Source organism: Enterobacter cloacae complex sp. 342H5, from assembly GCF_050030905.1.
Classification (GTDB): domain Bacteria; phylum Pseudomonadota; class Gammaproteobacteria; order Enterobacterales; family Enterobacteriaceae; genus Enterobacter; species Enterobacter intestinihominis.
On sequence record NZ_JBLGVB010000001.1, the window covers coordinates 2,496,768 to 2,509,337 of the forward strand.

Annotated in this window: 12 protein-coding genes; 10 read left to right on the forward strand and 2 right to left on the reverse strand. The window is 55.6% G+C overall.

Going from position 1 to position 12,570, the window contains the following annotated elements; translation table 11 throughout:
- Nucleotides 1-669 (reverse strand): phage shock protein PspA, encoded by a 669-nt coding sequence (gene pspA, locus ACQG03_RS11975; RefSeq protein WP_022651342.1) that lies wholly within the window; start codon nt 667-669, stop codon nt 1-3.
- A gap of 151 nt (nt 670-820) precedes the next feature.
- On the opposite strand from pspA, the gene pspF reads away from it, so the two are divergent.
- The 6 genes from pspF (at nt 821) to sapF (ending at nt 7,181) form a co-directional block, all read left to right on the forward strand.
- Entirely contained in the window at nt 821-1,813 is a 993-nt protein-coding gene (gene pspF / locus ACQG03_RS11980; RefSeq protein WP_162882544.1) for a phage shock protein operon transcriptional activator, read from the forward strand.
- Between the two features lie 88 nt (nt 1,814-1,901).
- Entirely contained in the window at nt 1,902-3,542 is a 1,641-nt protein-coding gene (gene sapA, locus ACQG03_RS11985; protein WP_022648307.1) for an ABC transporter substrate-binding protein SapA, read from the forward strand.
- The gene (gene sapB / locus ACQG03_RS11990; protein ID WP_022648308.1) at nt 3,539-4,504 is read left to right on the forward strand and encodes a putrescine export ABC transporter permease SapB; all 966 of its coding nucleotides are present in this window, start codon (nt 3,539-3,541) and stop codon (nt 4,502-4,504) included. Before sapA ends, sapB begins: the two co-directional genes overlap by 4 nt.
- Nucleotides 4,491-5,381, forward strand: coding sequence for a putrescine export ABC transporter permease SapC (gene sapC, locus ACQG03_RS11995; protein ID WP_003856843.1), 891 nt, complete (start codon nt 4,491-4,493; stop codon nt 5,379-5,381). Before sapB ends, sapC begins: the two co-directional genes overlap by 14 nt.
- Complete coding sequence (gene sapD, locus ACQG03_RS12000; protein ID WP_003856840.1) at nt 5,381-6,373, forward strand: putrescine export ABC transporter ATP-binding protein SapD; 993 nt, start codon at nt 5,381-5,383, stop codon at nt 6,371-6,373. Before sapC ends, sapD begins: the two co-directional genes overlap by 1 nt.
- Before the next feature lies 1 nt (nt 6,374).
- The gene (sapF, locus tag ACQG03_RS12005; protein WP_003856838.1) at nt 6,375-7,181 is read left to right on the forward strand and encodes a putrescine export ABC transporter ATP-binding protein SapF; all 807 of its coding nucleotides are present in this window, start codon (nt 6,375-6,377) and stop codon (nt 7,179-7,181) included.
- Here the strand turns inward: sapF and ACQG03_RS12010 are convergent.
- Nucleotides 7,178-7,768, reverse strand: coding sequence for a TetR/AcrR family transcriptional regulator (locus ACQG03_RS12010; protein WP_063162980.1), 591 nt, complete (start codon nt 7,766-7,768; stop codon nt 7,178-7,180). The two genes, sapF and ACQG03_RS12010, sit on opposite strands and share 4 nt — an antisense overlap.
- A 132-nt stretch (nt 7,769-7,900) precedes the next feature.
- Here ACQG03_RS12010 and ACQG03_RS12015 point away from each other — a divergent pair, with 132 nt between their 5' ends.
- The 4 genes from ACQG03_RS12015 to ACQG03_RS12030 all read left to right on the forward strand — a co-directional run bounded on the left by ACQG03_RS12015 (nt 7,901) and on the right by ACQG03_RS12030 (nt 12,535).
- Nucleotides 7,901-8,302: a RidA family protein gene (locus ACQG03_RS12015; RefSeq protein ID WP_045308900.1), complete on the forward strand. Its 402-nt coding sequence runs from the start codon at nt 7,901-7,903 to the stop codon at nt 8,300-8,302.
- A 281-nt stretch (nt 8,303-8,583) separates the two neighbouring features.
- Nucleotides 8,584-9,372, forward strand: a complete 789-nt coding sequence (gene fabI, locus ACQG03_RS12020; RefSeq protein ID WP_003856831.1) for an enoyl-ACP reductase FabI — start codon at nt 8,584-8,586, stop codon at nt 9,370-9,372.
- 153 nt (nt 9,373-9,525) lie between these two features.
- On the forward strand, nt 9,526-10,512 hold the full coding sequence (locus ACQG03_RS12025) for an oxidoreductase (RefSeq protein WP_022648311.1): 987 nt from the start codon (nt 9,526-9,528) through the stop codon (nt 10,510-10,512).
- Nucleotides 10,513-10,600: 88 nt separating this feature from the next.
- Nucleotides 10,601-12,535, forward strand: a complete 1,935-nt coding sequence (locus ACQG03_RS12030; RefSeq protein ID WP_022648312.1) for an exoribonuclease II — start codon at nt 10,601-10,603, stop codon at nt 12,533-12,535.
- Nucleotides 12,536-12,570 lie beyond the last annotated feature (35 nt).

Consider the following 12,570-nt stretch of genomic DNA (forward strand, 5'->3'; position numbering starts at 1 on the left):
TTATTGGTTGTCTTGCTTCATTTTGGCTTTCAGCGCCGCCAGCTGCTCGCTAATTTCATCATCGGCTTTCAGGTCAGCAAACTGCTGATCCAGGGTTTTCTGCTTACCGATGCTGTGGCTTTCGGCTTCCGCTTCCATGTGGTCGATACGACGTTCGAACGATTCGAAACGCGCCATCGCTTCATCCAGTTTGCCGCTGTCCAGCTGGCGACGCACGTCGCGGGACGAACTTGCAGCCTGGTGGCGCAGCGCCAGCGCCTGTTGACGTGCACGGGTTTCGCTGAGTTTATTTTCAAGCTCACCAATCTCTTTCTTCATACGCGTCAGAGTATCATCCACCAGCGTCACTTCATGTTCCAGCGTGGCCACCATGTCGGTCAGCTTCTGCTTCTCAATCAGCGCAGCGCGGGCCAGATCTTCTTTATCTTTGCGCAGCGCCAGTTCAGCTTTTTCCTGCCACTCGTTAAGCTGGGCAGTCGCCTGCTCGATACGACGCGTTAACTGCTTCTTCTCTGCCAGCGCGCGGGCGGAGGTGGAGCGTACTTCAACCAGCGTGTCTTCCATCTCCTGAATCATCAGGCGCACCAGCTTCTGCGGATCTTCTGCTTTCTCCAGCAGCGAGTTGATGTTGGCGTTCACGATGTCGGCAAAACGAGAAAAAATACCCATAATTCAATCCTCATAGTTCTGTTATCGGGCGATGCCCTGCTGAGTAGTTAATACAAATCCCATGCCAACTTTTTATCTTATTGATTTTACTGGGTGTCATTGATATTTATCCATCCAGCGGCTATTCTCACCTGGTGAATATCACTAAGGAGTGGTTAATTTCATCATGGCTGAATATAAAGACAATTTGCTTGGCGAGGCAAACAGCTTCCTGGAAGTGCTTGAGCAGGTATCGCGCCTGGCGCCGCTGAATAAACCGGTGCTCATTATCGGTGAGCGCGGAACGGGTAAAGAACTTATCGCTAACCGTCTGCACTTTCTGTCTGGCCGCTGGGACGGGCCTTTTATTTCGCTTAACTGCGCGGCGCTGAATGAAAATCTGCTCGACACGGAGCTTTTCGGTCATGAAGCCGGCGCGTTTACTGGCGCACAAAAACGGCACCCCGGTCGTTTTGAACGTGCCGACGGCGGAACGCTCTTTCTCGACGAGCTGGCGACCGCGCCAATGCTGGTGCAAGAAAAGCTGTTGCGCGTCATTGAGTATGGCGAACTGGAACGCGTTGGCGGAAGTCAGCCGCTTCAGGTAAACGTTCGCCTGGTGTGCGCCACTAACGCCGATCTGCCCGCGATGGTTGCAGAAGATAAATTCCGCGCCGACCTGCTGGACCGGCTGGCTTTCGATGTCGTCCAGTTGCCGCCGCTGCGTGAGCGACGCAGCGATATCATGCTGCTGGCCGATCAATTTGCCATTCAGATGTGTCGGGAACTGGGCCTGCCGCTCTTTCCGGGCTTCAGCGAACAGGCCACCGAGACCCTGCTCGGTTACCACTGGCCGGGGAATATCCGTGAACTGAAAAACGTGGTGGAACGGTCTGTTTACCGTCATGGCAGCAGCGAGACCGAACTGGACAACATTATTCTCGATCCGTTTCGGCGCGAGGTTAAACAGCCCCTTGCTCCGGCGGCGCGCCAGCATGATCCGGCGTTGCCGCTCGATTTACGCCAGTTCCAGCATCAGCAGGAGCAGCAACTGCTGGAACGGAGCCTGAAAGAGGCGAAATATAACCAGAAACGGGCAGCTGAACTGCTGGGTCTGACCTACCATCAGTTAAGGGCATTGCTCAAAAAACATCAAATGCGCTGACATTATCAGCACTTACCCCCAGACATTTTTACGAAGCAGGCGTAAGTGCGATACACTTTGCAGATCGAATCTAAAAACCTTAAAAACTATGCGCCTGGTTTTATCATCCCTGTTTGCACTCGGTCTGTTCAGCAATCTGGCCTTTGCTGCGCCCGATCGTACTGCGCCTCCTGATATTCGTGATAGTGGTTTCGTCTATTGCGTCAGCGGGCAAGTTGATACCTTTAACCCGCAAAAGGCGGGGAGCGGCGTGATTGTTGATACGCTGGCCGCACAGATTTACGATCGCCTGCTCGACGTCGATCCTTATACCTATCGGCTGGTTCCGGAGCTTGCTGAAAGTTGGGAAGTGCTTGATAACGGCGCCACGTACCGCTTCCGTCTACGCGATGATGTGGCTTTTCAGCACACCCCGTGGTTTACCCCAACCCGCAAGCTCAACGCGGATGACGTGGTTTTCACCTTCCAGCGCATCTTTAACCGCAACCATCCGTGGCATAACGTCAACGGCGGAAACTTCCCCTACTTCGACAGTCTGCAATTCGCGGACACGGTCAAAAGCGTTCGTAAGCTGGATAACCGCACGGTTGAGTTTCGCCTGACGCGCCCGGACGCCTCATTCCTCTGGCACCTGGCGACGCACTACGCGTCCGTCATGTCAGCCGAATACGCGGATCAGCTGACGAAAAAGGATCGTCAGGAACGTCTCGATCGTGAGCCTGTGGGCACAGGACCCTTCCAGTTAGCTGAGTACCGCGCCGGACAATACATTCGCCTGCAACGACACGATCATTTCTGGCGCGGCAAACCGCTGATGCCGCAGGTTATTGTTGATCTGGGTTCAGGTGGAACAGGCCGCCTCTCCAAACTGCTGACCGGTGAGTGCGACGTCCTTGCGTGGCCTGCGGCCAGCCAGTTGACTATTTTGCGCGACGACCCCCGCCTGCGCCTGACCCTACGCCCGGGAATGAACATCGCCTATCTGGCGTTTAACACCGATAAGCCACCGCTGAATAATCCGGCCGTGCGCCATGCGCTGGCGTTAGCGATCAACAATCAGCGTCTGATGCAGTCGATTTATTACGGCACCGCGGAAACCGCCGCCTCTATTCTGCCCCGCGCCTCCTGGGCCTATGACGGCGAGGCGAAGATCACGGAATATAATCCGGCGAAAGCGCGCGAACAGCTTAAAGCACTGGGGGCAGAAAACCTGACGCTTCAGCTGTGGGTACCCACCAGCTCTCAGGCGTGGAACCCCAGCCCGCTGAAAACCGCCGAACTGTTGCAGGCAGATATGGCCCAGGTGGGCGTGAAGGTGATCATCGTTCCTGTCGAAGGCCGTTTCCAGGAGGCGCGTCTGATGGACATGAATCACGACTTAACGCTGGCTGGCTGGTCTACCGACAGTAACGACCCGGACAGCTTCTTCCGTCCGCTGCTGAGCTGTGCGGCGATCAACTCCCAGACCAACTACGCGCACTGGTGTAACCGGGAATTTGATGCTGTGCTGCAAAAAGCCCTCTCATCTCAACAGCTTGCTTCACGCATTGAGGCCTACGATGAAGCGCAAAATATTCTGGCCAGAGAGCTTCCCGTGTTGCCGCTTGCCTCTTCCCTGCGCCTTCAGGCCTACCGTTACGATATAAAAGGGCTGGTACTCAGCCCGTTTGGTAACGCCTCCTTCGCGGGCGTGACTCGTGAGAAAGAACAAGAGGTGAAAAAACCATGATTATATTTACCTTGCGGCGGCTGCTGTTACTGCTGGTCACCCTGTTCTTCCTGACCTTTGTCGGCTTTAGCCTTAGCTACTTTACGCCGCACGCCCCGCTTCAGGGCTCATCCCTCTGGGACGCCTGGCTGTTCTGGTTTAACGGCCTGTTGCACTGGGATTTTGGCGTGTCCAGCATCAACGGACAGCTCATCTCTGAGCAGCTGAAGATGGTTTTCCCGGCCACCATGGAGCTGTGTATACTCGCCTTTGGCTTTGCCCTCATGGTGGGGATCCCGGTGGGGATGCTGGCGGGAATTTATCGCAATAAATGGCAGGATAAATTCATCAGCGCGCTTGCCTTAATTGGCTTTTCCATCCCTGTTTTCTGGCTGGCGCTGCTGCTTACCCTCTTCTTCTCACTGACGTTAGGCTGGCTTCCGGTGTCTGGCCGTTTCGACCTGCTGTATAACGTGCAAACGGTGAGCGGCTTCGCCATCGTTGACGCCTGGCTTTCCGATTCAGTCTGGCGCGACGAAATGATCGTGAGCGCCCTGCGCCATATGGTGCTGCCAGTGCTCACGCTGGCCGTCGCACCGACGACCGAAGTGATCCGCCTGATGCGCATCAGCACTATCGAAGTCTTCGATCAAAACTATGTGAAAGCCGCCGCCACACGCGGACTGTCTCGCCTGACGATTCTACGTCGCCATGTGCTGCACAATGCGTTGCCGCCGGTAATCCCACGGCTTGGGCTGCAATTCTCAACCATGCTGACGCTGGCGATGATCACCGAGATGGTTTTCAGCTGGCCGGGCCTTGGACGCTGGATGATCAACGCCATTCGCCAGCAGGATTACGCTGCGATCTCCGCCGGAGTGATGGTGATTGGCTCGCTGGTTATTATTGTTAACGTTGTTTCCGATATTTTGGGTGCCATGGCCAACCCGTTGAAGCATAAGGAATGGTATGCCTTACGATAACGTCTACAGCGAAAAGCGCACGCCTGGTGCGCTACGCACCGTGTGGCGTAATTTCTACGGCGACACCACGGCGATGATCGGCTTTTACGGCTGCATTGGCCTCGTGTTGCTGTGTGTTTTGGGTTCGTGGTTTGCGCCGTATGGCATCGATCAGCAGTTCCTTGGTTATCAGCTTTTACCGCCATCGTGGTCGCGTTACGGGGAGGTTTCGTTCTTCCTGGGGACTGATGATCTCGGACGCGACGTGCTAAGTCGTTTACTGAGCGGCGCCGCACCTACGGTAGGCGGCGCGTTCGTGGTCACCCTGGCCGCCGCGATATGCGGCCTTGCGCTGGGCATTTTTGCCGGCTCTACCCACGGGCTGCGGTCTGCCGTGCTTAACCATATTCTTGATACCTTGCTCTCTATTCCTTCTCTGCTGCTGGCGATTATCGTCGTGGCCTTCGCGGGGCCGCACCTCACACATGCGATGTTCGCCGTCTGGCTGGCCATTCTGCCGCGCATGGTGCGATCGGTTTACAGCCTGGTTCACGACGAACTGGAGAAAGAGTATGTCGTCGCCGCCCGTCTGGACGGTGCCACCACGTTTAATATTTTGTGGTTTGCCGTGCTGCCTAACATTGCCGCCGGGCTGGTGACGGAGATCACCCGCGCCCTGTCGATGGCGATTCTGGATATCGCAGCGCTGGGCTTCCTGGACCTGGGCGCACAGCTCCCCTCCCCGGAATGGGGCGCAATGCTCGGCGATGCGCTGGAGCTGATTTACGTTGCGCCGTGGACGGTCATGCTGCCGGGCGCGGCCATCATGGTGAGCGTTCTGCTCGTTAACCTGCTTGGCGACGGGATCCGCCGCGCAATCAATGCGGGGGTGCAATAATGCCGTTACTTGATATCCGCAACCTCACGATCGAAATTAAAACGGGCGAAGGCTGGGTTAAAGCGGTGGATCGCATCAGTATTACGCTCGCAGAGGGCGAAATACGCGGGCTGGTGGGCGAATCGGGTTCCGGTAAGAGTCTAATCGCCAAAGCCATTTGCGGCGTGGCGAAGGACAACTGGCGGGTGACCGCCGACCGTATGCGTTTCGACGACATCGATCTGTTGCGTCTCTCCCCGCGCGAACGCCGTAAACTGGTGGGCCATAACGTCTCGATGATTTTTCAGGAGCCGCAATCCTGTCTCGATCCGTCCGAGCGCGTCGGGAAACAGCTGATGCAGAATATCCCCGGCTGGACCTATAAAGGCCGCTGGTGGCAGCGTTTCGGCTGGCGTAAACGCCGTGCCATTGAGCTGTTGCACCGTGTCGGAATCAAAGACCATAAAGACGCGATGCGCAGTTTCCCCTACGAACTGACCGACGGTGAATGCCAGAAAGTGATGATTGCTATCGCCCTGGCCAATCAGCCGCGTCTGCTGATTGCGGACGAACCGACGAACGCGATGGAGCCAACGACTCAGGCGCAGATTTTCCGCCTGCTCACGCGTCTGAACCAGAATAACAACACCACCATTTTGCTGATCAGCCATGACCTGCAAATGTTGAGCAAGTGGGCGGATAAAATTGACGTGATGTATTGCGGACAAACGGTAGAAACCGCGCCAAGTGAAGACCTGGTGACGACGCCGCATCATCCCTACACGCAGGCGCTGATCAGGGCGATCCCTGATTTCGGCAGCGCAATGCCACACAAGAGCCGTCTGAATACTCTGCCTGGCGCGATACCGCTGCTGGAATCGCTGCCCATTGGCTGCCGTCTGGGTCCGCGTTGCCCGTATGCTCAGCGTAAATGCATTGAAACACCGCGCCTGACAGGGCCGAAAAATCATCTGTTTGCCTGTCATTTCCCGCTGAACATGGAGAGAGAGTGAAATGGTCGAAACCTTACTGGAAGTACGTAACCTGAGTAAGACCTTTCGCTATCGCACCGGCCTGTTTCACCGTCAGACCGTCGAGGCTGTTAAACCCCTGAGCTTTACGCTGCGCGAAAAGCAGACGCTGGCGATTATCGGTGAAAACGGCTCGGGCAAATCGACCCTGGCAAAAATGCTCGCGGGTATGGTCGAGCCGAGCGGCGGTGAAATACTGATTGACGATCATCCTCTGGAATTTGGTGACTACTCTTTCCGCAGCCAGCGCATTCGGATGATTTTTCAGGATCCGTCAACGTCCCTCAACCCGCGCCAGCGTATTTCCCAGATCCTGGATTTCCCGCTGCGGTTGAATACCGACCTGGAGCCGGAAGCGCGTCGCAAACGGATTGTCGAAACCCTGCGTCTGGTAGGCCTCCTGCCCGACCATGTCAGCTATTACCCGCACATGCTGGCCCCGGGCCAAAAACAGCGTCTCGGTCTGGCCCGCGCGCTGATCCTGCGCCCGAAGGTCATCATCGCCGACGAAGCGCTGGCGTCGCTGGATATGTCGATGCGTTCGCAGCTCATTAACCTGATGCTGGAGTTACAGGAAAAGCAGGGGATCTCGTATATCTACGTGACTCAGCACCTGGGCATGATGAAGCACATCAGCGATCAGGTGCTGGTGATGCACCAGGGTGAAGTCGTTGAGCGCGGCAGTACCGCTGACGTGCTGGCCTCCCCGCTCCACGACCTGACAAAACGCCTGATTGCCGGACACTTTGGTGAAGCATTGACGGCCGATGCGTGGCGGAAAGATCGTTAGCCGTTGCGTAACCCGCTTGCCAGCAGAGTAAACACCTTAATGGCATGCGGCAGCGTCTTCTGCGGCTCATCACTCGCGGCAATCATCAAGGCAGCATTCAGCGCAACGCCGTTCAACAGATGGGCTGCGACTTTCGCATCCATTTTTTTAAGCACGTTGCGTTCGATTAATTTTTCGATGGTCTGGCGGGTCGACTCAAGACAGCTGTTCTGGCTGGGCCATTGCGCCGGATCGCCCAGAACGGCCGGACCGTCAAGAAGCACGATACGCTGAACTTCCGGAACGAGCGCCATGTTGATGTAGGCGATACCTTCCGCCAGCAGTCGCTCCCAATCATCGTCTGTGGCCGCTGCAACGGCTTTCGCGTTGCCCGCCATTTCGCTGTCTATCTGCGCGACCACCGCCGCCAGTAACCCTTTCTTATCTCTGAAATTATGATACAGCGCACCGCGCGTTAACCCCACGCTTGCCGTCAGTTCATCCATCGACGCTGCAGCAAAGCCTTTCTCAGCAAACGCCTTTCGCGCCGCATGAATCAATTTTTCGCGATTTTCCTGAGCTGTTTCAGCACGACGTTTTGTAGCCATAGAACTTCCTATAAAAGCGATATTTTTAATTTGACATACGAGGCGTATGTGAATTACATTTTTTCACATACATTGCGTATGTTACTTCTCTTAAGTAACCACAACAACGTCTCTGACAGAAAAGGAAATGCCATGCATCCACGTAATCCTGTCTTCCCTGCCAATCGACATGCCCTTTATGAGGAGCATGGCTATTCGGCTGCTATTCGCTCTGGCGATCTGTTATTTGTTTCCGGTCAGGTCGGCAGCCGCAGCGATGGCACGCCTGAACCTGATTTCGCCGCTCAGGTGCAGTTGGCATTCGATAATTTACAGGCGACTTTGGCCGCCGCAGGATGCACTTTTGACGATCTAATTGATGTCACGACGTTTCATACCGATCCAGAAAACCAGTTCCCCGTCATCATGGAGGTGAAGAAACTGGTGTTTCCACAGCCACCTTACCCAAACTGGACGGCTATCGGCGTTAACTGGCTGGCCGGATTTGATTTTGAAATTAAGGTTATTGCCCGAATCCCCTCGCCAGCGAATTAATATCCGGCCGTCTTAGCGTGAAGCTTCTGGCCAACCTCTGGTTGGATGAGGCGAACCCAGCACCTGGTGATATACTGCTGGAATACACACGAAATAGCCTGATAAAGAGTCAGTTCAACGTCTTTCGTGCGCCCAGTCACGGCACGTGAGCGAGAAATATCGTGACACAAGGGGCTGTGAGTGGGCTATAATTTCGAGCTAATTTCGAATGATTTTGAAATACTGCCTGTAACGCTATGAATTACAAGGCAAAATAAGCAATGAATATAAGGATTAAAGCTATGGGTTTTCTTTCCGGTAAGCGCATTCTGGTAACTGGCGTTGCCAGCAAACTGTCCATCGCATACGGCATCGCACAGGCTATGCATCGCGAAGGCGCTGAGCTGGCGTTCACCTACCAGAACGACAAGCTGAAAGGCCGTGTTGAAGAATTTGCCGCGCAGCTGGGTTCCAGCATTGTTCTGGAATGTGACGTTGCACAAGACGAAAGCATTGATGGCATGTTTGCTGAACTGGCAAAAGCATGGCCGAAATTCGACGGTTTCGTTCACTCCATCGGCTTCGCTCCGGGCGATCAGCTGGACGGCGACTACGTGAACGCGGTTACCCGTGATGGCTTCAAAATCGCTCATGACATCAGCTCCTACAGCTTCGTTGCGATGGCAAAATCCTGCCGCGCGATGCTGAACCCGGGCGCAGCCCTGCTGACCCTGTCCTACCTGGGCGCAGAACGCGCTATCCCTAACTACAACGTTATGGGTCTGGCGAAAGCGTCTCTGGAAGCCAACGTGCGCTATATGGCGAACGCAATGGGTCCTGAAGGCGTGCGTGTTAACGCAATTTCTGCGGGTCCAATCCGTACTCTGGCCGCTTCCGGGATCAAAGATTTCCGTAAAATGCTGGCACATTGCGAAGCGGTTACCCCGATTCGTCGTACCGTTACCATCGAAGATGTGGGTAACTCTGCGGCATTCCTGTGCTCTGACCTTTCCGCAGGTATCTCCGGCGAAGTGGTTCACGTGGACGGCGGCTTCAACATCGCTGCCATGAACGAGCTGGAAATCAAATAAGTCTGTTACTCTCTTCCCGCCTGGGAAGAGAGTTTTCTCCCCTCCCCGCACTTCGTTATTCCGTTCTGCTATTTGTTATCACCTAACAATATTTTTCCCCTCATCCGCCTTACGCCAGGATATTGATCGCCATTTTGAGATCAAGGAACGCCCATGGAACAACGCCGTTTTTCCGGCAAAGGCCACTGGTATCACGAAACCCAGTCGAATCATTCGCAGACGGACGTTCTGCCGCTGGTGCCTGAAGCCGCTAACGTCGACGATCGTTTTTTGCTCGATTTAGCCCTGCCTGACGACATTGCCGCAAGTTGTTGTGGGTGGCTTACGCCAGCCCGAACGTTGTGCCGCCTCTTATTCCCGCTCGATACTCCCGTAAACCGTCTGCACACGCTTAGCGCCTACGACAGACTGAGCACGGCGTTGACGGTTTCCCAGGCGTGTGGCGTCCAGCGGCTCTGTAACCACTACGCGGCGCTCCTCGCCCCCCTTCCGGGCCCCGACTCTTCCCGGGAAAGCAATCGACGCCTTGCAGAAATCACTCAGTATGCCCGCCAGCTGGCGAGCTCTCCGGACGTCATTGACGATAAAGCGCAAACTCAGCTTGATGAGGTGGGACTGACAACGTATGACATTGTGCTTATCAACCAGATCATCGGCTTTACTGGTTTTCAGGCGCGGGCGGTTGCAGTGTTTCAGGCGCTGCTTGGCCATCCGGTACGCTGGCTACCGGGACACCACATTCAGCCCCATACACTACCGCTGAGCTTTACCCGATGGACAGCCACACAGCCCGTAGTCGAACTAAAATATGCCAGTGCGATTCAACTTGAGGCGCTCTCACGCTGGCAGGCCGAACCTGCGCTTTCAGCGCTCACGCCGGTTCTCTGCCATGAGCCGATGCTGCTGAATCTGACGGGCGAGATACTGGTTAACCACCCACAAAGCGAAGCCCAGCCATCTGCATCGCTCTCAGCCGCCCATACGCTGCTGCTTACGTCTCCCGATCGTTTTAGCGCCGCCCAGTTAACGCCTCTCACGGAGGCCGGTATCCCACCGGGCAAGGCAATTAACCTGTTAACCCACGGCGCTTTTAATGGCTGGCTGGACCGTCTTCGCGTGGCGCTTGGCAAAGAGGAATAACCACACGCTTTACCTAAAGAGCGCTTGCTGTAGCAGTGAGAATCGCGTAAAACTGTCAGCCGCTCAATGGCTACGAAAATAGAACATTATGTTTCAGGACAACCCGCTGCTAGCGCAGCTTAAACAGCAACTACATTCCCAGACGCCCCGTGCAGAAGGGGTCGTAAAAGCCACGGAAAAGGGCTTTGGCTTTCTTGAAGTTGACGGACAGAAGAGCTACTTCATTCCGCCTCCTCAGATGAAGAAAGTGATGCATGGCGACCGCATTTCGGCCGTTATTCATACCGAAAAGGAACGAGAGTCTGCCGAGCCGGAAGCACTGATCGAACCTTTCCTGACCCGCTTTGTCGGGAAAGTGCATAAAAAAGACGATCGTCTTTCTATCGTACCGGATCATCCTCTCCTGAAAGATGCCATCCCTTGCCGCGCTGCGCGTGGCGTTGAGCATGACTTTGTCGAGGGTGACTGGGCGGTTGCCGAAATGCGCCGTCATCCTTTAAAAGGCGATCGCGGTTTCTACGCCGAGCTGACCCAGTTCATCACCTTTGGCGACGACCATTTCGTCCCATGGTGGGTGACGCTGGCGCGCCACAACCTCGAAAAAGAAGCGCCGGATGGCGTCGCGACCAAAATGCAGGACGAAGGTCTTGAGCGTCGCGATCTGACAGCGCTGGACTTTGTCACCATCGACAGCGCCAGCACCGAGGATATGGACGATGCGCTGTATGCCGAAGAGGCAGCGGATGGCAAAATGCATCTGACCGTCGCCATCGCCGACCCTACCGCATGGATTGTCGAAGGCAGCAAGCTGGACGAAATGGCCAAAGTGCGTTCGTTCACCAACTACCTGCCGGGCTTCAACATCCCGATGCTGCCGCGCGAGCTTTCCGACGATCTCTGCTCCCTGCGTCCCCATGAAGTGCGTCAGGTACTGGCCTGCCGCATGACCATCGCGGCTGACGGTACCATTGAAGAAGATATCGAATTCTTCGCCGCCACCATCGAATCCAAAGCCAAACTGGCTTATGACAACGTGTCCGACTGGCTGGAAAATACCGGCAGCTGGAAGCCTGAATCCGATAATATCGCTGCGCAAATTCGTCTGCTGCATCGCGTCTGCCAGAGCCGCAGTGAGTGGCGCCAGACCCACGCCCTGGTATTTAAGGACCGCCCGGACTACCGCTTTGTGCTGGGGGAAAAAGGCGAAGTGCTCAACATCGTCGCCGAGCCACGCCGTATTGCCAACCGTATCGTTGAAGAAGCGATGATCTCCGCCAACATTTGCGCCGCACGCGTGCTGCGCGACAAGTTAGGCTTTGGCATTTACAACGTGCACACCGGCTTTGACCCGGCTAACACCGAAGCGCTGGCCGCCCTGCTCAAAACCCATGACGTCCACGTCGATCCGGAAGAGGTGCTGACCCTGCCAGGCTTCTGCAAGCTGCGCCGCGAGCTGGACGCACAGCCGTCAGGTTTCCTTGACAGCCGCATTCGCCGCTTCCAGTCCTTTGCGGAAATCAGCACGGAGCCAGGCCCGCACTTCGGTCTCGGTCTTGAGGCATATGCCACCTGGACCTCCCCGATCCGTAAGTACGGCGACATGGTTAACCATCGTCTGCTGAAAGCGATCATCAAAGGGGAATCTGTTGCCCGGCCACAGGATGAGACTACGTTGCAGATGGCAGAGCGTCGCCGTCTGAACCGTATGGCGGAGCGTGATGTCGGCGACTGGTTGTACGCGCGTTTCCTGAATGATAAGGCAGGGACTGACACCCGTTTCCCGGCTGAAATCATTGACATCAGCCGCGGCGGTATGCGCGTGCGTCTGGTGGATAATGGCGCCGTTGCCTTTATTCCTGCCCCGTTCCTGCATGCCGTTCGCGACGAACTGGTTTGTAGCCAGGAAAACGGGACGGTGCAAATTAAAGGCGAAACGGTTTACAAAGTCACTGACGTGATTGATGTAAACATCGCTGAAGTCCGCATGGAAACCCGCAGCATTATCGCGCGCCCTGTCGCCTGATAACCCCGTAGACTCCCGGCCGTTCCGTTCAGGGA

Bases quoted from the DNA above. Each gene is read 5' to 3' on its own strand.
- sapC (WP_003856843.1), top strand. From the start codon at position 4,491: ATGCCTTACGATAACGTCTACAGCGAAAAGCGCACGCCTGGTGCGCTA.
- ACQG03_RS12030 (WP_022648312.1), top strand. From the start codon at position 10,601: ATGTTTCAGGACAACCCGCTGCTAGCGCAGCTTAAACAGCAACTACAT.
- fabI (WP_003856831.1), top strand. From the start codon at position 8,584: ATGGGTTTTCTTTCCGGTAAGCGCATTCTGGTAACTGGCGTTGCCAGC.
- ACQG03_RS12010 (WP_063162980.1), bottom strand. From the start codon at position 7,768: ATGGCTACAAAACGTCGTGCTGAAACAGCTCAGGAAAATCGCGAAAAA.
- sapB (WP_022648308.1), top strand. From the start codon at position 3,539: ATGATTATATTTACCTTGCGGCGGCTGCTGTTACTGCTGGTCACCCTG.
- sapA (WP_022648307.1), top strand. From the start codon at position 1,902: ATGCGCCTGGTTTTATCATCCCTGTTTGCACTCGGTCTGTTCAGCAAT.
- pspA (WP_022651342.1), bottom strand. From the start codon at position 669: ATGGGTATTTTTTCTCGTTTTGCCGACATCGTGAACGCCAACATCAAC.
- sapD (WP_003856840.1), top strand. From the start codon at position 5,381: ATGCCGTTACTTGATATCCGCAACCTCACGATCGAAATTAAAACGGGC.
- sapF (WP_003856838.1), top strand. From the start codon at position 6,375: ATGGTCGAAACCTTACTGGAAGTACGTAACCTGAGTAAGACCTTTCGC.
- ACQG03_RS12025 (WP_022648311.1), top strand. From the start codon at position 9,526: ATGGAACAACGCCGTTTTTCCGGCAAAGGCCACTGGTATCACGAAACC.
- ACQG03_RS12015 (WP_045308900.1), top strand. From the start codon at position 7,901: ATGCATCCACGTAATCCTGTCTTCCCTGCCAATCGACATGCCCTTTAT.